The organism is Streptomyces sp. NPDC014882, from assembly GCF_043081325.1.
Classification (GTDB): domain Bacteria; phylum Actinomycetota; class Actinomycetes; order Streptomycetales; family Streptomycetaceae; genus Streptomyces.
Genome location: NZ_JBIBWL010000014.1, coordinates 127,406 through 153,721 on the forward strand (window position 1 = coordinate 127,406; position 26,316 = coordinate 153,721).

At 73.5% G+C, this 26,316-nt stretch carries 1 protein-coding gene; it reads left to right on the forward strand.

Annotation, left to right across the window (positions count from 1 at the left end; all coding sequences use genetic code 11):
- Positions 1–3: 3 nt before the first annotated feature.
- Positions 4–26,301, forward strand: a complete 26,298-nt coding sequence (locus tag ACF09K_RS27490; RefSeq protein ID WP_392247678.1) for a hypothetical protein — start codon at positions 4–6, stop codon at positions 26,299–26,301.
- Positions 26,302–26,316: the final 15 nt, after the last annotated feature.

A 26,316-nucleotide genomic window follows, 5' to 3' on the forward strand; every position in this document is an offset into this window, starting at 1 on the left:
CCGGTGAGCATCCAGCCGTCGCCCGAGGTCAACGCGATGATCTTCATCCTCACCGGGGAGAGGCTCATCGACGCCGACGAGGACCTCGCGTACGAGAGCCGCCGGCCCTACTCCGGCCTCGGCCGCAAGGTCGACCGGCTCTCCTCGCTGATCGACAAGTCGGTCCACGACATCGCCCGGTCGATGCCGGACGACCTCTCCAAGTCGTACGCCAGGGCGATGGGCATGCTCATCGACGACCAGGGCAAGAACTACCTGCGCGAGTTCGCCGGACAGCTCGACAAGATCGCCGAGGGCCGGCGCAAGACCTCCATGGACATCATGGAGTCCAAGTGGCAGGTCATCGCCGAGGTCATCCGGCTGCTCATCGAGATCGCCATCTACCTCGCGATGTCCTTCTTCACCGGTGGCGCCACGGCCAGCCAGATCATGATGGCCAAGCTGCGCAGCCGGTTCATGATCCTCACCACCCTCAGCCACCTGCTCCAGCGGCTGCACCTCGCGCCCTCGCTGACCGAGGCGTTCCAAGAGGCGTTCATGACCTTCGCGGTGCGGCTGGCGATGATGAACTTCGCGCCCAACGGCCGCCGCCCCGACCGCTTCGACTGGGGCGACATCCTCAAGTCCGCCGCGTTCGGCGCCGCGGCGGGGCTCCTCACCAGCATCTTCGACGACTTCGCGAAGAAGCTCGTCAAGAGCTACGACATCAACTACCTCAAGAACAACCGGGACCTGGACTTCAAGAACAACCCGAACTTCCACCACACCCCGAAGCCCGAGTTCAAGAACAACGGTCCGGGCCCCCGGCCGCATCCCGACCCCACCCCGAGCTCCAACGGCCCCGGCAACCGCCCCGACCCCGACCCCTACGGCGGCGGCCCCACACCCGGCGGCAACGTACCGGTCACCTTCCGGAACGACCCGCTGTCGTTCCGCAACAACCCCACCCTGTGGCGGAACAACCAGATCCTGCGCCACAACGCCGACCGGCCGGGCGCGGTGGCCGGACACTACGGGCTCAAGGGCACGGCCGACTTCCTCGCCGCCGGCGCCGGCGAGGCCCTCGCGGAGATCCTGATCAAGGGCGCCTTCGACGGCGACTGGTCCACCAACTGGTCCACGTTCGTCGGCGCGGGCCTCAGCAGCCAGGTCGAGGCCACGCTCAGTGGCACCGCCCTGAACACCGGCGCCGAACTGCGCCACGCCATCGACAAGCTGCGCAACCAGCCGCCGCCCACCGTCTCCGGCGGCGGCGACACCGACCGCACGCGGGACACCGGAGACACCTCGCGCTCCGGCGACGCCGACGGCCCCTCCCGCCCGGACACCACGGGCGGCGGCGACACCGTACCCACCCCGGGCACCGGTCCCGCCCCGGGCACCGGGCAGGGCGACGTCACCGGCAGCCAGCTGCCGCCGCCGCACGTCTCGGGCGACCTGCCTCCGTACACGACGCAGGGCCCGTCGTCCCACCTCCCGGGCCCACTGCCCGTGACCGCCGCCGAGAACCAGCTGTGGCAGCAGGTCCACGACGGTCCCGCCGAGGTGCGCGAACAGGCCCTGCGCGACCTCGCCGCCCTGCGCGGCCAGGGGCCCGGCAGCACCGAGATCGGCGTCCGCGACGGCCTGCACGGCGACCTGTCCCGGCGACCCGAGGTCCGGGTGGTGCCGGCCGGGAACAGCCCCGCCGCCGAGAGCGACGCCGACACGGTGCGCCGCACCCTCGACGGCTTCGGGACCCCGGTCACGGTGGACGCACCGGTCACCGCCCCGCCGGGCCCCTCCGGCCAGAGTCCCGCGACGACGACCGACTCCCCGGCCGCGGACACCGTCCCCGGCACGGACGACCGGACCGGCGACACGCCGGAGCGGCAGGGCGTGGCGTTCGACGTGCCGGGTGTGTCCGGCGCGGCTGACCTGACCGACGGACCCAACGCCTCCGCCACACCCGGTATCAGCGCCGGTACGGGCACCAACACGAGCACCGGTGCCGGCACCGGCACGAGCAGCACCAACACCGGCAGCGGCACCAACAGCAACACCAACACCGGCACCCGGACGGGTGGGGTCCCCACCCCCGGGGGCAACCCGGCAACCAGCGCCTCCCCCGACCCGTCCCCCCGGACCACCGACGGCCGGGGCACCACGGCCGACCCGGACAGCGCGCAGACCACGACGGACGACTCCCCCCGGACCTCCGAGCGGCCGCAGACCACCGCTCCTCCGACGGTCACGTCCTCCACGCCGGTCGACAACCCGTCCGACACCACCGTCACTTCGGACACCGACGACACCACCCTCGCCCCGGTCCCGGACACCACCGCCGTCGATCCGCCGCAGGTGATCACGACCGGTTCCTACACCGGCACGGACACCGACACCGTCGGCGCGGACGCCCGGAGCGACGCGGACCCCGAGCCCGTCCAGGCTCCGCCGCTGACCGTCCTGGTCTCCCCGACGCCGCCACCCACGGAGAGCTCACCCGAGGCCACCGCGCTGCTGGACGGCGCCGGTACCGACCACGCCGTCGTCCTCGGACCCGCGGTAACGCCGGACACCGGCGTACGCCCGGTCCGTACCGCCGTCGAACTGACCCGCGAGGGACCGGGAGCCCCGGTCCGGGTCCGTCCGCTCGCCGGTCCGCCGTCCGCCGCGCCGGCGGACGGCACCGCGGCCGGCCCGGATGCCGCGAACGCCCCGTACGGCGTCGGCACCCCGGTCACCACGAGCTCCGCCGACTTCGCGTTCCCCGGCGCCGACGTCCTGCTGCCGCTCGCCGACGCCCTCGGCGTGGCCCCCGACCCGGCGCCCCGCCCCGTCACCGAGAGCACCGCGGGGTCCGACGGCGACGCCGTCACCGCCGGCCCGGTCACGCCCCCGACGCGGCTCCCGGGTACGACATCCGCCGCCGACGCCACGGGAGCGGACCCGGCGCCGTCGGCCACCACCGAACCCCCCGCCGCGAAGCTCGACACCCCGTCCCGCCCCTCGACCGAGACGGCCACGGACCTCCACCTGGAATCCGGCAGCGACAGCGGCATCGGCATCGACATCGGTACCGATCAGGGCGCCGAGGGCGACACCGAAGGCAACGACACGGGGACCGGCGGACACGTTCCCGGGTCCGGTGACGGGCGCGGACCCGGGACCGGCACGCCCACGCCCCCGCCGTCCACCACGTCGGACGGCTCCGTACCGGACGACTCCACGCCGGTACCCCCCGTACCGTCCCCGCCGCCGGGACGGATCGTCGTGCGGGCCGCGACCCCGAGCGACACCGCGGACGCCGGAGAGAAGGACGGAGAGAAGTCCGCGCGGCCCGCCGGAGAGCCGTTCGTCACCACCCTGGACGGCCACACGGTGCCCGTCGCGCAGCTGCGGCGCTGGGTTCCGGACACCGCCGTGCAGCCCGAACCGGGCCGTGCGGTGAGGACGTTGACCGTCTCGCAGAGCCCGGCCGAGGACGGCACGGCGCACAGCGCGGCGCGGCGGGCCCTGCTCGGCCAGGACACCTTCCGCGGCGTGCGCACCACGTCCACGGCGCCGGCCACCCCGCCCGACACCCCGGCCACACCGTCGGCTTCGCCCGCACCCCCGGCTTCGCCCACGTCCCCGGCATCCGTCATCGCCCCGGACCCGGCGGGCACGAGCACCGGGGCCCCGCCCGTCCGCCGTACCGTCTTCACCGGCCCGCCCGCCCCGCTGCCCGGCGCGGGCACCGAGCGGGGCGCCGACTACTTCACGGCGCACGGCACCTCCCGCACCGTCACCCTCGGCACCGAGGACGCCGCGCGCCCCACCGTCAAGGTCAGCGGCGTACAGCTCGGCGAGGTGCTCAAGTCCTGGGCGCGGGACGGCGACCAGGACCGGCCCCTGGTCCTGTTCTCCTGCGAGACCGGACGGCAGCCGGAGGTGGCGGGCCTGCCGGTGGCCCAGCACGTGGCCAACCGCACCGGCCGGTCGGTGTACGCGCCGACCACCGAGGTGGGTACGGCCCGGGACGGACACGGGGACGTCCGGGCGGTGCTCACCGAGGGGAAGGACGGGCCGGGACGGTGGCGGCTGTTCACCCCGGAGCCCGCCGGCGCCGACCTGGACGGGCTGGCGCGCGTCGCCGGCCTGCACGACGGCTCGGAGCCGGCCGACGGCTTCGCGCGGACCCGTACCCTCCAGCAGATCCGCACCCTGCGCGACGTCCTCGGCCCGGACGCCGAACAGCGGCCGGAGAACCACGAACTCCTCGCCGGGCTCGCCTTCGTGGACGGCCTGCGCTGGCACAGCCCGGACACCGCGGCCCGCTACGGCGACGGCCGGATGACCCCGGAGCTGCTGCGCCGGATGGTCGTCGACCGGCGCGCCGTGACGACCGGCGCCGGTCCGGCGGCGGCCGGTGCCCCGGCCGGGCGGGACGCCGACCCCACCGTCGAGGAGTACACCGCCTTCCTGCGCGCGGCGGCCGGCCTGCGGGCCACGGCGGGCCCCCGCACCACGCTCGACGTCCTGCTGCCCGCGCCGCCGCCCATGCTCCCGCCGACCACCCTGGTCTCGCCGGAGGACGTCCGCGGGCTCTCCTACGCACCCTCCGCCCGGGTCACCTGGTCGCTGTCGGACACCCCGCTGCCGCTGTCCGAACTGGCCCTCGGCCCCGAGGACACCGCCGAACTCGCCCGCCGCCGGCCCGACCTGGCACCCGCGACGAGCCGCCCGGCGACCCTCGCCGAGGACATGACCCTGCTCAGCAAGGAGCGTGCGGGGTCCGGGCCGCCGGACCTCGTGCGCGCGGACGGCAGGGCCTTCCGGCAGCTGGTCACCCCGGGCGGCGGGAACTGCCTCTTCCGGGCCGTCCTCGACAGCGCGCGCAGCCGGGAGGTACCGCCCGCGTGGGCCGCGCTGAACATCGCCGGGCTGCGCGCACTCGTGCGCAACCGCGTCACCGGGACCGAGCTGGGTGCCGTCGCGGACGGCCTCGTCCCCGATCCGGTGCTCAGCGTGGTGGACGACCTGCGCATGCGGGCCCTGGCGGGGGTGCGGAACCCGGTCGCACGGTTCTGGATCACCAACGAGTGGAACGACATCGCCCAGGCGGTGGTCACCGACGGCGACGTGAACCAGTGGCAGCACATCCTCCGGAACAGCGGCTACCCCGAACTCGCCCGGGTGGCACCGACCCCGGCCGAGGCACGGCGGCTCGGCGGGCGCGGGCTGCTCGCCGCGGTCGCCGAGCGTCCCGGGCTGTGGGCCACCCCGTTCAGCGACCTGCTCCCGGACGTCCTGGCGCACACCCTCGACCTCGACCTGAGGGTCGTCCAGCCCCACCCGACGGTGCGGGGCGACGTCCTCGTCATCCCGCTCCACCCGGGCGCCACCGGCGACCCCCTGCACCTGGCCTACAACGGCACCGACCACTACGACGCCCTCGTCCCGGACACGGCCCCGATCACCCCCGAACCGGCGCCGACGACCGTCTCCGCCCCTCCGTCCACCAAGGCCCCGGCCCCGCTCACCACCGAACCGGCTCCTCCGTCCACCAAGGCCCCGGCCCCGATCACCACCGAACCGGACCCGACGTCCACCACGACCCCGGCCCCGCTCACCACCGAACCGGACCCGACGTCCACCACGACCCCGGCCCCGCTCACCACCGGACCGGACCCGACGTCCACCACGGCCCCGGACCCGACGACCACACCCACCCCCGCCACCACCGCGGACGACTCCGCCCCCGCCACCACCGCGGACGGCCCCGCCACCGAGGCCCCCGACCGGGGCGACCCGGTACCGCTGGAGACCCAGCTCGACCGCTACCGTCCGGCACGCGTCCTGACCGGGCCGGACGCCGCGGCGCCGGGCCCCGCCCCGCGCACCGTCACCTTCGAGGACGGCAGCCGACTGCCCGCCGCACTGATCAGTCCCGACGCCGATCCGAGCGGCGACCCCGCCGCCGACCCCGGCGACGGCAGCCGCGGCGGCCGTACGGACGACAGCGCCCGGTCGCCGCGGGGCGGGCTCCTCACCGGCCCCGGCGTCCTCACCCTGCGCTCGCCCGAGGAGGTGGCCCGGCAGATCCTCGGCCAGCTGCCGGAGAAGCTGCGCGACCAGTTCCCCGAGGCCGAGCTGCTGCGCCTGCTGACCGACCAGCCCGGCGCCTTCACCGCCCCGCGCGGCGCGCGCCTCGTCGGCCGGGAGAAGTCCGGGGTCGGCCACGAGATGACCGTCGAGGCCGTCCCGTACCACCGCTGGGAGCGCTTCTCCGACGTCAACGGCGCGACCGTGAAGCTGGACACCATGCGCCGCGGCCAGGCCGGTACGGGCGGCGGGCGCAGTGTCGGCTTCGGGCGCCGGATCGCCGCCGCGGTCAGCATGGGCCCGCCGCTCAGCTGGCTGGTGAAGATCGGCCTCTCGCTGGGCTGGACCCGCAGGACGGACTACACCCAGGGCACGCAGGCGTACAACCAGAACGAGTACCGCGCCGTGGACGGTTCGCACCTCCACCTCGACGACGTCCACTACCGGGTGCGCGTGGAACGGGTCACGGAGGCGCCGGAGACCGGCGGCCGGGAGACCTCCTCCGGTTCGCCCGCGCCGGGCCCCCGCTGGCAGCGCGCCCAGGTGCACACCGCGCAGTTCGCCGTGCGGGACGGGCTGAGCTGGCGGCTGCCCGACGACTTCACCGTGGCCTTCAAGGGCCCGCGCCGCGCGCCGCGGACGCTGACCTTCCCCGACGGGCTCGAGCCGCGCGCCACCACCATCGCCGGACTGCACCTCGTCGACCCTCCGGAGGACCTGGCGATCGCCGTCTCCGGGGCCAGGCCGGGCAGTTCGGCGCACCGCACGCTCGTCTCCTACGTCAGGCCGACACGGCTCCTCGCGCTGTTCGGGCGGCTCACCGGACCGGTCAGCGGACCCGAGCTGACCCGGGGCAGCGGCCGGCACCCGCTGGGGCACCTGATCGTCGAGCGGTCGATCCCGCACCGGGCCACCCTGGTGACCGAGTCGGTCAAGGCGGAGATCCGGGACCTGACCCAGACCACCTACCAGAACCAGCGCGGCCACGTCCGCGACACCCGCTTCGGCATCCAGGTCACCGCCGGCCCGAGCTACAACCTCGAAGGCACGGAGACGGACGTACGGATCCAGGGCGGCCCGATGGTCCGCGCCGACTTCAGCGCCGGTCGGAGCCACTACCTCGGCACGGACGCGGCCCGCAAGACGACCGGCCGCGTCCGCAACCACCCGGTCGCGCTCTACCGGGTGGAGCGCACCCTGATGATCCGAAAGGCCGGCGAACCGGCGTCCGCGGCCCGCCCGGTCCGGGTCGTCAGCCTGGACTGGATGTCCACCCGGGACGCGCGCCGGCTCGCGGGCTGGGACGGCCGGACCCCCGGACAGACGGGCCCCGACCCGGACGCCGAACCCCCGGTGCCGTGGTACCTCACCCGGGAGGACCCGGTCCATCTGAGCGGCCAGGTCCGTGCCGAGGGCTTCCTGCCCGACCGCCCGCAGCCGCTCGCACCCACCGTCCAGGACCAGACCCCGGCGACGGGCCCGGACCAGACCCCGGCGACGGACCAGACCCCGGCGACGGGCCTGACCCCGGTGGCGGAGCAGGACCAGAACGACGCCGACCAGCAGCCCTCCACCCCGCAGGGCGAGCAGGGCCGGCAGCCCTCCACCCCGCAGGACCGGCAGGACCAGCAGCTCTCCACCCCACAGGACCGGCAGGACCAGCAGCCCTCCACCCCACAGGACCAGCAGGACCAGCAGCCCTCCACCCCGCAGGACCAGTCCTCCACCCCGCAGGACCCCCTGCGCGTCTTCGCGGACGCCGTCATCGACACCCTGCACCGCTCGTACCCGTCCCTGTTCGTCCCGCCGCTCATGCTGAAGCACCCGCGCCTGGCCAAGTTCTGGTACGGCGACGGGCGGATGCGGACCGCGCTGCACAACGACCGCCAGGTCCGCGAGGCGCTGAACCGCCCCACCCTGGCCCAGAGCCTGGACGACCTGACCACCACCGGCATACCGGTCGCCCTCACCGAGGACGGCAAGCTCCGCCGCGGTCACCACACCCTGATCCTGCGGGCCCGGCTCACCGACCGGCGGTTCGAGACCACCCTGACCGAGCGCTCGCTGCGCAACGCGGTGATCGGCACCGAGGTCTCCGGCCAGGGACAGCAGTCCTCCAGCACCCTGTCCGGCGGCGCCGAACTGGGCATCCTGCTGCGCGACCACGACAAGGTGCCCGAGGTCAACGTGCCCCGCCAGGCCGGCAACACGGCCGTCGGGGCCCGGTACGCCCACACCGAGCAGAAGGCCACCCGGGCCGCGGTCGCGGTCACCCACGACCAGCTGACCTACCACGACGGCGCCGACCTCTACAGCTACCGGGTGGAGCTGAGCGCCTCCTTCGAAGGCCACCTCCGTCCGCGCGGCTGGGCCCGGCTCCTGACGGTCGGCGTGCTCGGCGCGGGCTACTTCGTCAGCAGGAAGCAGGAACGCCCGCTGTTCGACCGGGGCACGGAGACCGTGGGCCGGGTGGAGCTGGCGGTGCCCGCCGCGCACGCCTCCGAGCGCCACCCCCCGGCGGACCCCGCGCCCGGGGAGACGGCACCGGCGCCCGCGACCACCACGCCGACGCCCGGACCGCCGCCCTCCGCCGCCGAGGCCGACCAGCTCCTCGACGGCACGAGCCCGCTGCCCGGGCGGGACTCGGCCGGCCAGCGGCTCACCGAGAGGCTGCTGAGCGCCCCGCACGTCGTCCTCAGCGTCGAGGGCGGACAGCGGCGCCAGCAGCTCGTACAGGCCACCGCCGACGAGGCCGCGGGCGAGACCTGGCACGTCAGCGCACCCGCCGCCCCCGTGCGCACCGCCCTGCACCGGGCGGTGGCGAACCTCGGCGTGGCCGGGCAACTCGGCCAGTACCTCGGCCCGTTCGGTTCCCGCATCACCGGGCTCAACGGGGCTGGACCGTTCCGCACCCACTACCTGAAGGCCGCGATCCGCGGCGAACTGCACAACCTGCGCGTCAAGAGCGACCCGAAGCCGTCCAGCTTCGAGGCCACCGTCGGCAACGAGCACCGCATCGCCGGCACGGAGAGCACCGCCCGACGCGCCACCGTCGGCCTCCAGGGCGCCTACACGCCGCTCCTGCGGACCGACGGCACCCAGGCGATGATCGGCTCGTACGCCGCCGGCCTCCAGTACTCCTGGGGTGCGGGACGCAGCGCCGCGAAGACCCTCACCCCCGGACACAACACCACCCTCACGTTCGCCGGGCGGGCGTACCTGGTGGTCGCCGACGTCGTCGAGACCGTCGCGGTCCGCGACCGCTGGACGGCCGCGATGGGCATGGTGGGCACCCGTGCGGCGGCCCGGATCAGCTCCGCGGCCGGCCGGCTCTCCGACCGCCTGGCCTCCGGGCTCGCCCCGCGCCGGGCCGCCGCCGCGGTCCAGCGCATCCGGGACGCGGTGATGTTCCACCTGCCGATGCAGGACGCCATCGAGGCCGGGCTCGCCCCGGACGGCATCGGCACCACCACCCCGGACAACCTCGGCGGCGGCTACCGGGTGCCCGCCTTCCTGCGCGGCCGCCGCTTCCCCGGCCACCCCAGCGGCCGGCTGGACGCCGGCCGGGCGGTCCCCCCGCTGATGCGGCAGCTCGAGGAGATCGGGGTGTCCTCGCACGACCGCGAGCAGGTCCTCCAGCGGCTCTCCCCGGACTTCCTCCGGGCCAACCTGCACGAGCTCACCACCGACGGGATGACCCTGCCGGTCCGCCACCGCACCTGGACCAGCCCGACCCACCTGCCGGTCGGCGGCAGTCCCGCGCAGGTCCGGTTCAAGCTGACCCCGGTCACCACCACCGTGGAGCGGCTGCGCACCGGCTTCGAGCTGGAGGACTACCGCACCGTCGCCCGCGACGACGCCGACTCCGCCTCCCGGGACCGGGGCGTCGACGCGTCGGCGAGCGTCGGCCTGCGCACGACGCAGACGGACACGACGGCGAGCGGCAAGCCGCGCACGAAGCAGGGCGGCGTCCTCATGTCCGACCCCTCCCTGCAGGGCACCGCGGCCAAGCAGGAGTCGAGCACCCGGACCGAGACCAGCGGCCGCACCTCGATGCCGAACATGACGACCGCCCAGACGCACGCCGAGATCGTCACCACCTACACCCTGACCGTGACCATGACGGACGCGGCCGGCGACCCGCTCGCCCCCCGCGCCCAGACCGACGTCGGCAGCCTCAGGGAGATCGTCTCGGCCAACCTGCTGACCCCGGAGGGCGACGGCTCCGACGGCGCCCTCACCGAGGGAGACGTGAGGGAACCGGAGCGCGCGGTGCGGCTGCTGACGGCGGCCCAGTCCCGTCCGGAGCGCATCGCCGACTGGCGCGCCTCCGCCGCCGGCGGCCCCTCCGACGCCTCCGACGCCTCGGACGCCTCGGACGCCTCGGACGTCCTGCCCTTCGACGACCTGGTCGGCTCCGGCATCCTCGCCGTGGACATCCACGGCGCCGCCAACGTGCACGACGCCCTGACCCTCGCCACCGCCCGCGCCGACGGCGTCGGGGACAAGGACCTCGGCACCCGGTACACCGGCGACCGGCTCGCCGAGGCCGTGCGCAAGGCCCGCCGGACCCCGCTCACCGGTCTCGGCACCGTCCCCGCCCAGGCCCAGCAGGAGGCCACCACCCAGACCGGCCTGGCCGCGGCCTTCCGCGACGCGCTGAGCGCGAACGGCTCACCGCTGCCCGTCCAGGCCTCCGCCCGCCTCCTGCGCCAGTTCCACACCGCCGACTCCCGCCTGTACGCGAAGATGCACCGCCGCGGCGCCCGCCTGCTCGCCGTGGAGAACAAGCCGCGCATGGAGGCCATGCAGCGGACGAAGACCTCCGACGCGCTGGAGTCCGGCGTCACCGACACCGTCGAGGGGGCCGCGGGCATCGCCTCGACGACGAACACCGACAGAGCGGGCGCGGTCATCCCCAGTGCCGCGGTCCCGGTCGGCGGCGCGGCCGACGGCACCGTGACCAAGGCCACCGCGGACACCACCCTCGGCACCCACCTCAAGGTCGGCACCGACCGCAGCATGCTGTTCGCGCTGCCGGTGAGCTGGCTGTCGGTGGCCGAGGTGGACCACCGGCTCACCGACAGCCGCCCCCTCCACGCGCTCGGCAAGGCCAGGCGCGGCCCGCGCGCCGCCGAGGCCGAGACCACCGCCCTGGTCTGGCTGCGCGAGGACATCGCCCGCGACTACGGCCTCCTCGACGACACCACCTTCCCCGACGAGGTCGGCAAGGCCTGGGACGCGCAGGCCCAGGCGGCCGGCGACCTCGCCACCGCCGAGCAGCGCTACTACGACGCCCGGGCCCGGGCCCGGGAGGCCTGGCTCGACCTGGGCACCGAGGAACGGGCCGCGCTCGGCGACGAGCGCTTCGACCTGTCGACCGTCCTGCCGCGGGAGCTCGCCGAGTCGCCGGCCGTCGTCGCCTGGCAGGCCGCCCGCGACGAGGTCCGCCGGTGGCAGGAGCGCACCGACGCCGCCGCCGCGGACCACCACCGGCTGCACCTCGCCGCCTCCCGCCTCACCGCCCACCACCAGGGCACGTCCGCGGGCCCGGTGCCGGGCCCGCCCCAGGAGTACACCCGGCCGGGGTGGCGTTCCGAGGCGCCGGAGCCGTACACGGTCACCGACGCCACCGGCTCCGCCCCGCGCACCCTCACCTCCCCGGACGGCGCCACGGTGCGCGAGGTGCACGACATGCCGCACGACGGCGCCTCGTTCTTCCACGCGCTCCTCGCCGCCGCCGACGCCCACGGCCGGCTGCCCCACCTGCTCGGCACCGAACTCGCCGACCGGTTCACGCAAGCCCCCGGCGATCCGGCGGTCACCGCCGAGGCCGTCGACGCCGCCCGCGAACGCCTCGCCTGGGCGCTGGGCGGCGACGGCAACGAGGACCTCCTCGACGCCCTCGCCCTGGACGTCGCCGACACCTTCACCCAGACCGAACTCGACCAGGCCGGAGTGACGCTCACCCCGGCGCAACAGGCCGAGTTCGACGCCTTCGGCCGTCTCCCGCTGACCTTCTGGCCGACCACCGGGCAGCGGATCGAGCTGGCGAGAGCCGCCCTGTCCCGCCCGTTCGCGCCCGAGCCCCGCCCGGACGACACCGGCCGTACGGACGGCGAACCCGCCCCGCCCGTGCGCCGGGCCGGCGACCACGGCGGCGCCGACCTGCTGCCCGCCCTCGCCGCCCGGATCCTCGGCACCCCGCTCACCGTGGTGACCGGTGAGGGCCGCGAGCAGGTCTTCCTCCCGCACGGCGCCGACCCGGCCGCCGTCGACCCGGTGAAAGACCCGGTCCTGTTCTCCGCCGACGGCTTCTTCCACGCCGCCCTGCCGCCCGGCACCCCGGCCCCGGTGACCGTCGCCCTGCCGGCACCCGCGACCGGAGCCGCCCCCGACACAGCGGCGGCGCCCGCCACCGACGGCACCCCCGCGACGCGGCAGCCGGCCCACCGCAGCCACACCACCCCGCCCTGGGCGCCGCCTGCCGAGAGCAGCGGCCCGCGCTACCGCCTGGCCCGCGACGGCGTCCTCACCGCCCCCGACGGCGCCACCTACGCCCAGGGCACGCCCACCGGCCGGGGCAACGGCTTCTTCGGCGCGCTGTCCACGGCCCTGCGCCACGCCACGGAACAGCCCGGAACGTACGGCCCCGAAGTGGCACGGCTGCGCCACTCCGCCCAGCTTTCGCCCACCCAGCTGCTGCGTCTGTACGGCCTTCCGGGCGACCCGGCGCAGCGCGACTCGCTCTTCTCGCCGCCGCCCCTGGTGGGGCTGCGCAGCGGCGCCACGCCGAGCCCGCAGGCGCGGGAAGCGCACCTGCGCGGCCACCTCACCCGTGCCCCCTGGGGCCCCGAGGCCGACCACGCCGTCGCCCGGTGGGCCGCGGCGGCGACCGGCACCACCGTCACCCTCGTCGAGGAGAACGGCACCGCCCACACCTACCCCGGCCCGGACGGCACCGACGGCACGCACATCCGGCTCCGCCGCCGGGGAGGCGACATCGTCCCCCTGACCCTCCGCACCCCGGCCCCCGAACCGACCCGGGCGGAGACACAGACGCAGACGCAGACGCAGACGCAGACGCAGACGCAGACGCAGACGACATCGGACGTGCGGGAGACGCCTTCCGCGGACACGCCGGTGGTGGACACGGCATCGACGGCAGCGACGTCCGTGGTCCCGGAGCCCGTGGACTCGCCGTCCGTGGTCCCGGAGCCCGTGGACTCGCCGTCCGTGAACTCGCCGTCCGTGAACTCGTCGTCCGTGGACTCGGATTCGGTGGACCCCTCGTCCGTGACCCCGGAGCCGGTGGACGCGACGGCCGTCGACGAAGCGGCGGCTGTCGGCTCGCCGCCCGTCGACCCGGTGGAGGTCGACACCGAGCCGGTCGCGGTCGACACCGAGCCGGCGGAGGCCGACGCCGAGCCGGTGGTCCCGCCCGTCGTCCAGCCCTCGGCGCCGCCGTCCGTGCCGCCCCGGTTGCCGCTGCCGCCCCACGAGGACGCGGCCGCGGTCCCGTTGCCCCCGTCACCCGTGTCCCGGACCCCCGACGCTTCACCGGAGTCGTCGGAGGGGGAAGAGGAAGCACGCGAACTGAGCACGCTCTCCGGTGCCGGCGAGGGCTCGGACACCCCCACGAACCCGGATGCCGTACCGACGGTGTCGGAGCCCGCCCTGCGGTCGTTCCGGATGGGGAATTACGAGTTCACGAACCTGAACCAGACGGACCGGTATGTCGAGAAGGCGATGCGGATCGTCGAGCTGCTGGAGGAGCACGGCACGATCAGGAACTACGTCGGTGGCCGTCCGGTGCGGATCACGTTGCGTCTGCGGACGACGGAGCCTCCGGCGGACGTGATCGACCGCGGCGTCGACGGTGTCGAGATCAATCTGGCGAGCTACTACTTCGAGAAGTACGACACCGGTTACGTCATGGGGATGCTGGCGCATGAGATCGGTCTGCATCCGCTGGCCTCGCGCAACGGGCGTATCGCGGAGGAGGAGGACCTGTTCGCGGGGATGCCGTTGGCGGTTCCGGGTCTGGAGTCGTTGAGCGAGCCGCGGTTCATGAACACGATCGGTTCGGGCCAGGCGGATCACATCATGGCGGCGTTCCCGCAGTCGATCCGGCACGGCATGTACCGGGACGTGATCGTGGAGATGGCGGGTGTGCTGGAGCAGCGGGCCCGGGTGGGCGTGGAGGGCGCCAAGGCCAAGGACGTCACGGATCTGTTCGACACCTATCTGATGGACCTGGCGTCGATCGCGGTCACCAACGACCACCGGGCGCGGGCGATCACCGATCCGGGCTACACGGCGAGGTCGTACAACGCCTACAAGGCACAGCTGGCCGCCCACCTGCCGCAGGACAGTCGTCTGCGTGCCCTGCTGCCGGCCGACAAGGGCCGCTGGGGTGTGCTGGGTGACTTCGCGCAGCTCGCCGCGAGCGTGGGGACGAACAACCGGGGCGACAGCATCCAGCGGCCCGCCCCGGCCGGCGAGGCCCGCCCCCGCCTCCCGCAGGGAAGCGCAGGCGACCGGCAGACCGAAGGGCGGACACCGCCGCTGCCGCAGGGCGCGCGGGACACCCGTCCCCGGTTCGTGGTGCGCTCCGGGTTCGACGCCCGCCGGTTCACGCACGACGGTGACCCGGTCACCGACCTGACCGTCCGCGTCGCGCTGCGCGGCACGGAGGACCAGGGCGCGCGTACCTTCGGCCGACTCGCCGCAGGAGTGGGGGAGTTCCTCAACGATCCGGCCTACCGGCTGCCGAACGGCGACCGGTTGCACGTGACGGTGGAACTCGTCGACCCGGCCGATTCGCCGCACCTGACGGTGGACCTGGTCGACCGTGACGTGGCGATGGACCAGGTGTCGTGGTGGGCGGACGCGGCCCCGGTGCAGCTGGTGCACGAGCTGACCCACCAGCTGGGTCTGCGGGACGAGTACCGGGACGCCGATTCCCTGCACCGCCCGCACGTCCTCGGCAGTCTGCTCGGCGACCTGGACGCGGCCCCCGAGGACTCCTCCCTCGTGGCGGCCGGTCTGCGCGACCGGCACCTCGCCCTGCTCGGCGCGCTGATCGGGGACGTGACCCCGGCGCCCGAGGAGGCCGGCCGCAGCTTCGAGGAGGCCCGCAGCGCGGCCGTCCCCGACCCGCGCGAGGCGGTGTGGGTGGACCCGGTGTCCCTGCCCCGGCCGGCCGGCGAATCCGACGATTCCGACGGCCCGGCCGGCACCGAAGTCCCGGCCCGGATGACGCGAGGGGAAGGTCTGCTCCCCTTCGGCTCGGGTAATTTCACGTTCACCAACCTGAACTACGAGAACGACGCGTACCGGGACAAGGCGGTGCGTGTCATTCAGACGTTGAGCAGCCACGGCGTGATCAGCGACTACGTCGGTGGTCGTCCGGTGCGGATCACGTTGCACGTGCGGACGACGGAGACGCCGGCGGACGTGATCGACCTGGACGTGGCTCGTCGGGCTGCCGCGATGCGTGCTCTGGAGGCCGCAGCCGACTCGGGTGACGACGAGGCGGCGGAGGCCGCCCGGGCGGATCTCGCGGATGCTCTGGCGGACCGGCCCCCGGCGGAGATGCGCGGGGTCCAGATCAATCTGGCGAGCTACTACTTCGAGAAGTACGACATCGGTTACGTCATGGGGATGCTGGCGCACGAGATCGGTCTGCATCCGCTGGCGTCGGCGCGGGACGAGCTGGCAGGGGACGAGAACCGCAACAGGGGTGTGGCGCAGCCGGTGCCGGGGCTGCCGGCGAACCGTGTGATGAACACGGACGGGGCGGGGCAGGCGGACCACGTCATGGCGGCCTCGCCGGAGCGTGCGCGGCACCGCATCTACCGCGACGTGGTGGTGGAGATGGCGCGCGTCCTGGCGCAGCAGGCCGCCGACCGCGAGGAGGGCGCGGCCGCCAGGGACGTCACGGACCTGTTCGACACGTATCTGATGGACGTGGCGACGATCGCGGTCACCAACGACCACCGGGGACGGGCCATCCTGGAGCCCGTCAACACGGCCAGGGTCTACAACGCCTACAAGGAGCTGCTGCGCGGACAACTGGCGGACGCCCCCGCGCTCCAGGCACTCCTGCCCCCCGACAAGGGCTGGCGAGGCGTCGCGGCGAACTTCACACGGCTCGGCACCAGCATCGCGGCCAACAACGTCGGCGACAGCATCCAGCGGCCCGCCCCGGCCTACGAAGCCCGCCCCCGACTGCCGCAGAGCACTGCGCGGCAGTCCGAGGAGGCCCGGAACGAGGTTCCGCTCCCCGCCGAGCCGCTGCCGCAGGGTGCGCGCGACGGCCGTCCGCGCTTCGTCGTGCGGTCGGGTTTCGACGCCCGCCGCTTCACGCACGCCGGTGACCCGGTCACCGACCTGACCGTCCGCGTCGCGCTGCGGGGCACGGAGGATCAGCAGGCTCGCGTACGCGAGCGGCTCGGTGCGGGTGTGGAGGAGTTCCTGAACGCCGCGGGCCACCGGCTGCCGAACGGCGACCGCCTGCACGTGACGGTGGAGCACGTCGACCCGGCCGGTTCGCCGCACCTGAAGGTGGACCTGGTCGGCCGGGACCGGGCGATGGACCAGGTGTCGTGGTGGACCGACGCCGCCCCGGTGCAGCTGGTGCACGAGCTGACCCACCAGCTCGGCCTGCGCGACGAGTACCGGGACACCGACGCCCCGCACCGCCCGCACGTCCCCGGCAGCCTGCTCGGCGACCTCGACGCCGAACCCGAGGACGCCTCCCTCGCCGCCGCCGGTCTGCGTGGCCGGCACCTCGCCCTGCTCGGCGCGCTCGTCGGGGACGTGACCCCGGCGCCCGAGGAGGCCGGCCGGAGCTGGGAGGAAGCCCGGAACGCCGCCGTCCCGGACCTGCGCGAAGCGGTATGGGTGGACCCGGTCTCCCTGCCCGGGCCCACCGGCGACACCACCGGTACCGAGGTCCCCGCTCACATGCCGCAGGACGCCGATGCGGCAACCGAGCCGGCCCCGCGTCCGTTCAAGCTGGGGAACTACGAGTTCACGAACCTCAACCAGACGGAGAGGTACCTCGACAAGGCGGTCCGGGTCATCGGTGTGCTCGACGAGCACACCACCATCAAGAACTACGTCGGAGACCGTCCGGTCCGTATCACCCTGCACCTGCGCACGACCGAAACCCCGGCCGACGTGCGCGACCTGGGCGCGGACGGTGTGCAGATCAACCTGGCCAGCTACTACTTCGAGAAGTACGACATCGGCTACCTCATGGGCATGCTGGCCCACGAGATCGGCCTGCACCCCCTCGCCTCCCGCAACACGGACATCCCGGAGCAGGAGGAGGCCTACCGGGGCATGCCCCTGCCGGTGCCGGGACTGACCGACCTGAAGACACCGTGCACGATGAACACCGAGGGCGCGGGCCAGGCCGACCACATCATGGCGGCCTACCCCGCCACCATCCGGCACGGCATCTACCGCGACATCGTCGTGGAGATGGCCAGGGTGCTCGCGCAGCACGCCCGGGTCGGTGTCGCGGGAGCCAGGTCCAAGGACGTCACCGACCTCTTCGACACCTACCTCATGGACCTCGCGTCCATCGCGGTCACCAGCGACTACCGGATGAACGCGGTCAAGGAACCCAACTACACGGCGAGGGTCTACAACGCCTACAAGCAGATGCTCCACGCCCGGCTGGGTGACACCCCCGCGCTGCAGGCACTCCTCCCCTCCGACAAGGGTCTGTTCGGCGTCGCGAGGGACTTCACACAACTCGCCACCAGCATCGCGACCAACAACCGCGGCGACAGCATCCAACGGCCCGAGCCCCCTGCTCCGGAACAGCCGAGCGGGAACACGGGCGAGGCGCGCCCCCGGCTTCCCGGTACCGGCATCGGCACGGCGCCGCGAACCCTGTCGCCCGACGCATCACCGTCGAGCGGGACGCGGGACGGCCGTCCGCGGTTCGTGGTGCGGTCGGGCTTCGACGCCCGCCGGTTCGTGCACGCCGGCGAGCCGGTGACCGACCTCACGGTCCGTCTCGCGCTGCGCGGCACGCACGAGCAGAACACCCGCGTGTTCGGCCGGCTTCACGCAGGCGTGGAGGAGTTCCTCAACGATCCGGCCCACCGGCTGCCGAACGGTGACCGTCTGCACGTGACGGTCGAGCCGGTGGACGTCGGCGATTCGCCGCACCTGACGGTGGACCTGGTGGGCCGGGACCGGGCGATGGACCAGGTGTCGTGGTGGGCGGACGCCGCCCCGGTGCAGCTGGTCCACGAGCTGACCCACCAGCTGGGCCTGCGCGACGAGTACCGGGACGCCGGTTCCCCGCACCGCCCGCACGTCCTCGGCAGCCTGCTGGGCGACCTGGACGCGGACCCGGAGGACTCCTCCCTCGCCGCCGCCGGTCTCCGCGACCGCCACCTCGCCCTGCTCGGCGCACTGATCGGCGAGGTGGATCCGGCACCCGAGCAGGTGGACCGGACCTTCGAGGAGGCCCGGAGCGCGGCCGTTGCGGACACCCGCGAAGCGGTGTGGGTGGACCCGGTGTCCCTGCCCAGCCCCTCCGAGGGCTCGACGGCCGCAGAGGTCCCGGCGCACATGCCGCAGGACACCGACGCGGCGCCGACGGGGTCGGAGCCCGCCCTGCGGTCGTTCCGGATGGGGAATTACGAGTTCACGAACCTGAACCAGACGGACCGGTATGTCGAGAAGGCGATGCGGATCGTCGAGTTGCTGGAGGAGCACGGCACGATCAGGAACTACGTCGGTGGCCGTCCGGTGCGGATCACGTTGCGTCTGCGGACGACGGAGCCTCCGGCGGATGTGATCGACCGCGGCGTCGACGGTGTCGAGATCAATCTGGCGAGTTACTACTTCGAGAAGTACGACACCGGTTACGTCATGGGGATGCTGGCGCATGAGATCGGTCTGCATCCGCTGGCCTCGCGCAACGGGCGTATCGCGGAGGAGGAGGACCTGTTCGCGGGGATGCCGTTGGCGGTGCCGGGTCTGGAGTCGTTGAGCGAGCCGCGGTTCATGAACACGATCGGTTCGGGCCAGGCGGATCACATCATGGCGGCGTTCCCGCAGTCGATCCGGCACGGCATGTACCGGGACGTGATCGTGGAGATGGCGGGTGTGCTGGAGCAGCGGGCCCGGGTGGGCGTGGAGGGCGCCAAGGCCAAGGACGTCACGGATCTGTTCGACACCTATCTGATGGACCTGGCGTCGATCGCGGTCACCAACGACCACCGGGCGCGGGCGATCACCGACCCGGGCTACACGGCGAGGTCGTACAACGCCTACAAGGCGCAGTTGGACGCGCACCTGCCGCAGGGCAGTCGTCTGCGTGCCCTGCTGCCGGCCGACAAGGGCCGCTGGGGTGTGCTGGGTGACTTCGCCCGGCTCGCCACCAGTGTGGGGACGAACAACCGGGGCGACAGCATCCAGCGGCCCGCCCCGGCCGGCGAGGCCCGCCCCCGCCTCCCGCAGGAGGGCACCGGTGACCGGGGTGAGCGTGCGCTCTCCGGCCGGCCGCTGCCGCAGGGGGCGCGGGACGGCCGTCCGCGCTTCGTCGTGCGGTCGGGCTTCGACGCCCGCCGGTTCACGCACGTCGGCGAGCCGGTCACCGATCTGACCGTGCGGGTGGCGCTGCGGGGCACGGAGGACCAGAGCGCACGCGTCTTCAGGCAGCTGAGCGCGGGTGTGCAGGAGTTCCTGAACGATCCCGCCTACCGGCTGCCGAACGGTGACCGTCTGCACGTGACGGTGGAGCCCGTCGACGTCGGCGACTCGCCTCACCTGACGGTGGACCTGGCAGGTCGCGACCGGGCGATGGACCAGAACACCTGGTGGGTGGACGCCGCGCCGGTGGAGTTGGTGCACGAGCTGACGCACCAGCTGGGTCTGCGGGACGAGTACCGGGACGCCGATTCCCTCCACCGCCCGCACGTCCTCGGCAGTCTGCTCGGCGACCTGGACGCGGAACCCGAGGACTCCTCCCTCGTGGCGGCCGGTCTGCGCGACCGGCACCTGGCTCTCCTGAGCGCTCTGATCGGCGACCTCGACCCGCAGGGGAGCGACCAGGACGGCGAGCAGAGCTGGGAGGCCGTGCGGTCCGCCGCCACACCGGTCACCCGTGAGTCCCTCTGGGTGGACCCGGTGTCCCTGCCCCGGCCGGCCGGGGATTCCGAGGCCATGGCCATCACCGAAGTCCCTGCCCGGATGCGGCAGGAAGAGGAGGAGCTGCGGCCGTTCCGGTCGGGCAACTTCGTGTTCACGAACCTGAACTATGACAATGGTGCGTACCAGCGCAAGGCGATGCGTGTCATCGAGGCGCTGCGCAGTCATGCCGTGATCGGTGAGTACGTCGGTGGCCGTCCGGTGCGGATCACGTTGCACGTGCGGACGACGGAGACGCCGGCGGACGTGATCGACCTGGACGTGGCGCGTCAGGATGCCGCGATGCGTGCGCTGGAGGCCGCGGCGAACTCGGGTGACGACGAGGCGGCGGAGGCCGCCCGGCTGGAGCTGGCGGATGCTCTGGCGGACCGGCCCGCGGCGGAGATGCGCGGCGTCGAGATCAATCTGGCGAGCTACTACTTCGAGAAGTACGACATCGGTTACGTCATGGGGATGCTGGCGCACGAGATCGGTCTGCATCCGCTGGCCTCGGCGCAGGACGGTCTGGGCCGGGACGAGGCCGACAACGCGGGGAAGCCGCAGCCGGTGCCGGGGCTGCCGGCGAACCGTGTGATGAACACGGTGGGTGCGGGGCAGGCGGACCACATCATGGCGGCTTCCCCGGAGCGTGTGCGGCACCGGATCTACCGTGACGTGGTGGTGGAGATGGCGCGCGTCCTGGCGCAGCAGGCGGCCGACCGCGAGGAGGGGGCCAGCACCAGGGACGTCACGGACCTGTTCGACACGTACCTGATGGACGTGGCGACGATCGCGGTCACCAACGACCACCGGGGACGGGCGGCCACGGAGCCGGGCTACACGGCGAGGGCCTACAACGCCTACAAGGCGCAGTTGGCCGCCCGTCTGCCTGCGGACGGTGACCTTCGTACCTTGCTGCCCGCTGACAAGGGCATGCTCGGTGTGCTGGGGGACTTCGCCCGGCTCGCCACCAGTGTGGGGACGAACAACCGGGGCGACAGCATCCAGCGGCCCGCCCCGGCCGGCGAGGCCCGCCCCCGGCTCCCGCACGAGACCACCGGCGACCGGCAGACCGAAGAGAACGTGAACGGGCAGGTCCTGCCGCTGCCGCGAGGCGCGCGTGACACCCGCCCCCGGTTCGTGGTGCGGTCGGGCTTCGACGCCCGCCGGTTCACGCACGACGGTGACCCGGTCACCGACCTGACCGTCCGCGTCGCGCTGCGCGGCACGGAGGAGCAGGGCGCGCGTGTACGCGAACAACTCGGCCTGGGCGTGCAGGAGTTGCTGAACGATCCGGGTTACCGTCTGCCCGGCGGGGACCGTCTGCACGTGACGGTGGAGTACGTCGACCCGTCCGATTCGCCGCACCTGACCGTGGACCTGGTGGGTCGGGACCGGGCGATGGACCAGAACACGTGGTGGACCGATGCGGCCCCCGTGGAGTTGGTGCACGAGCTGACGCACCAGCTGGGTCTGCGGGACGAGTACCGGGACGCCGACGCCCTGCACCGCCCGCACGTCCTCGGCAGTCTGCTCGGCGACCTGGACGCGGCCCCCGAGGACTCCTCCCTCGTGGCGGCCGGTCTGCGCGACCGGCACCTCGCCCTGCTCGGCGCGCTGATCGGGGAGGTGGACCGGGCACCGGAGGAGGCCGGCCGGACCTTCGCGGAGGCCCGCAGCGCGGCCGTCCCCGACCCGCGCGAGGCGGTGTGGGTGGACCCGGTGTCCCTGCCCCGGCCGGCCGGCGACACCGATGCCTCGGCCGTCACCGAAGTACCCGCCCGGATGCGGCGGGGGGAGGGGCTGCTGCCGTTCGGGTCGGGCAATTTCGTGTTCACGAATCTGAACTACGAGAACGACGCGTACCGGGACAAGGCGGTGCGTGTCCTTCAGACGCTGCGCAGTCATGCCGTGATCGGTGAGTACGTCGGTGGTCGTCCGGTGCGGATCACGTTGCACGTGCGGACGACGGAGACACCGGCGGACGTGATCGACCTGGACGTGGAGCGTCAGAGGGCCGCGACGAGCGCTCTGCAGGCCGCGGCCGACTCGGGTGACGACGAGGCGGCGGAGGCGGCCCGGGCGGATCTCGCGGATGCTCTGGCGGACCGGCCCCCGGCGGAGATGCGCGGGGTCCAGATCAATCTGGCGAGCTACTACTTCGAGAAGTACGACATCGGTTACGTCATGGGGATGCTGGCGCACGAGATCGGTCTGCATCCGCTGGCGTCGGCGCGGGACGAGCTGGCAGGGGACGAGAACCGCAACAGGGGTGTGGCGCAGCCGGTGCCGGGGCTGCCGGCGAACCGTGTGATGAACACGGACGGGGCGGGGCAGGCGGACCACGTCATGGCGGCCTCGCCGGAGCGTGTGCGGCACCGCATCTACCGCGACGTGGTGGTGGAGATGGCGCGCGTCCTGGCGCAGCAGGCCGCCGACCGCGAGGAGGGCGCGGCCGCCAGGGACGTCACGGACCTGTTCGACACGTATCTGATGGACGTGGCGACGATCGCGGTCACCAACGACCACCGGGGACGGGCCATCCTGGAGCCCGTCAACACGGCCAGGGTCTACAACGCCTACAAGGAGCTGCTGCGCCAACAGCTGGCGGACGCCCCCGCGCTCCAGGCCCTCCTGCCCCCCGACAAGGGGTGGCGAGGCGTCGCGGCGAACTTCACACGGCTCGGCACCAGCATCGCGGCCAACAACGTCGGCGACAGCATCCAGCGGCCCGCCCCGGCCTACGAAGCCCGCCCCCGACTGCCGCAGACCGGCCCGGACCCCGCCTCCCACGGTCCGTCGGTCACGGAACGGCCGCAGGGTGCGCGGGACAGCCGTCCCCGGTTCGTGGTGCGGTCGAGTTTCGACGTCCGGCGGTTCGCGTACCGGGGCGAGACGGTCACCGATCTCACGGTGCGGGTCGCGACGCGTGGTGCGGAGGAGCAGAATGCCCGTGTCGTCGAGCAACTCGGTTCGGGTGTCGAGGAGTTCCTGAATTCCCCCGGGTACCGGCTGCCGAACGGCGACCGTCTGCACGTGACGGTGGAGCACGTGGATCCCGCGGACTCCCCGCACGTGACGGTGGACCTGGTGGGCCGTGACCGGGCGATGGACCAGGTGTCGTGGTGGGCGGACGCGGCCCCGGTGCAGCTGGTGCACGAGCTGACGCACCAGCTCGGCCTGCGCGACGAGTACCGGGACGCCGATTCCCCCCACCGCCCGCACGTCCCCGGCAGCCTGCTCGGCGACCTCGACGCCGAACCCGAGGACGCCTCCCTCGCCGCCGCCGGTCTCCGTGGCCGGCACCTCGCCCTGCTCGGCGCGCTGATCGGGGAGGTGACCCCGGCGCCGGAGAAGGACGGTCTCGGCTTCGCGGAGGCCCGCAGCGCGGCTGTCCCCGACCCGCGTGAGGCGGTGTGGGTGGACCCGGTGTCCCTGCCCCAGCCTGCCGACGGCACGACGTCCCCCGACGGCACGACGCCCACCGGCGTCCCCGCCCGCATGCCGCAGGACGGGGGCCCGCCTTCCGGCGAGTCGGCGGCGCCGGCCCATGTGCCCTTCACCTCGGGGAACTTCGAGTTCACCAACCTCAAGCACACGAACGAGAAGTACCGCGACAAGGCGATCCGCATCATCGAGACGCTGCGCGGGCACGACACCATCCGCGCGTACGTCGGCGACCGTCCGGTCCGCATCACGCTGCACGTGCGCACCACGGAGACCCCGGCCGACGTGATCGACCGCGGCGAGGACGGCGTCGACATCAACCTCGCCAGCTACTACTTCGAGAAGTACGACATCGGCTACGTCATGGGCATGCTGGCCCACGAGATCGGCCTGCACCCCCTGGCCTCGCGGGACCGGAGCATCCCCGACGAGGAGGCGATGTTCGCGAACTTCCCGCTGACCGTGCCGGGGCTGGAGGAGTCGAGCCCGCCGCGCACCATGAGCACGGAGGGCGCGGGCCAGGCCGACCACGTCATGGCCGCCTACCCGAGCAGCACTCGGCACCGCATCTACCGGGACGTCGTCCTGGAGATGGGCCGAGTCCTGGCCGAGGACGCACGCAACGGGGAGGAGGGTGCCAGGGCCACGGACGTCACCGACCTGTTCGACACCTACCTCATGGACCTGGCCACGATCGCCGTCACCAACGACCGGCGCAAGGACGCGGCCTGGGAACCCCGCAACACGGCGAAGGCCTACAACGCCTACCGGACGCGGCTCATCGCCCGACTGGCGCAGGACAGCCCGCTCCGGAGCCTCGTGCCGCCGGAGAAGGTCTGGTGGAAGGTGACGGGCGGCTTCCTCGGCCTCGGCGCCAGCTTCACGTTCACCAACAAGGGCGACAGCATCCAGACCGCCGCGCCGGAGACCGCCGCGCCGGAGACCGCCGCGCCGGAGACCGCCGCGCCGGAGACCGCCGGCGGCCCGGCCGAAGCCCGGCCCCGCCTGCCGCAGGCCGACCCGGCCCCCTCGTCCTCCGCCCCGGCACGCCCGCAGGGCGCGCGGGACAGCCGTCCCCGGTTCGTGGTGCGGTCGAGTTTCGACATCCGGCGGTTCCCGTACCGGGGCGAGCCGGTCACCGATCTGACGGTGCGGGTCGCACTGCGCGGCACGGAGACTCAGAAGGCGCGCGTACGCGAACAACTGGACCGGGGTGTCCAGGAGTTCCTGAACGCCGCGGGCCACCGGCTGCCGAGCGGCGATCGTCTGCACGTGACGGTGGAGTTCGTCGATCCGGCCGGCTCGCCGCACCTGACGGTGGACCTGGTGGGCCGGGACCGGACGATGGACCAGAACACCTGGTGGGCGGACGCGGCTCCGGTGCAGCTGGTGCACGAGCTGACCCACCAGCTCGGTCTGCGGGACGAGTACCGGGACGCCGACGCCCCGCACCGCCCGCACATCCTCGGCAGCCTGCTCGGCGACCTGGACGCCGCCCCGGAGGACTCCTCCCTCGCCGCCGCCGGCCTGCGCGACCGCCACCTCGCCCTGCTGGGTGCACTCATCGGCGACGTGACCCCGATGCCCGAGGAGGCGGGACGAAGCTGGGAGGAGGCCCGCGGCGCGGCCGTCCCCGACCGGCGCCAGGCGGTGTGGGTGGACCCGGTCTCGCTGCCCGCCCCGGCCGGGGAGCGGACCGAACCGGCCCCCGACCCCGACCCCGGTCCCGGCACGGACGCCGACGCACACGCCGGGAGCGCGATGGCCGGTGGCGTGGCGCCCCGGATGCTCGTTCCCTTCAAGTCCGGGAACTTCGAGTTCACCAACCTCAAGCACACGAACGAGGGGTACCGCGACAGGGCGGTCCGCATCATCGAGCTGTTGCGCGGGCACGACACCATCCGCGCGTACGTCGGCGACCGTCCGGTCCGCATCACGCTGCACGTGCGCACCACGGAGACCCCGGCCGACGTGATCGACCGCGGCGCGGACGGCGTCGACATCAACCTCGCCAGCTACTACTTCGAGAAGTACGACATCGGCTACGTCATGGGCATGCTGGCCCACGAGATCGGCCTGCACCCCCTGGCCTCCCAGAACGCGGGCCTTCCGGACGAGGAGGCGATGTTCGAGAGCTTCCCCCTGCCGGTGCCGGGGCTGGAGGGCGTGAACCCGCCGCGCACCATGAGCACGGAGGGCGCGGGCCAGGCCGACCACATCATGGCCGCCTACCAGAGCAGCACCCGGCACCGCATCTACCGCGAGATCGTCCTGGAGATGGCCAGGAAGTTCGCGCGCGACGCCCGCGACGGGGAGGAGAACGCCAAGCCCAAGGACGTCACCGACCTGTTCGACTGCTACCTCATGGACCTCGCCTCCATCGCCGTCACCAACGACCACCGGCTGGGCGCGGCCATGGAGCCCGGTTACACGGCGAAGGCCTACAACGCCTACAAGAAGACGCTCCACGACCTGCTGAAGGACGACCCCGAGCTCCTCGCCCTCCTGCCGTCGGACAAGGGCATGCTGGGCGTGATGAACGACTTCCGGCGCATCGGCACCTCCATCTCCGTGAACAACCGCGGCGACAGCATCCAGCGGGACGGGACGACGACGTCGACCTGACCCGCGGAGCACCGG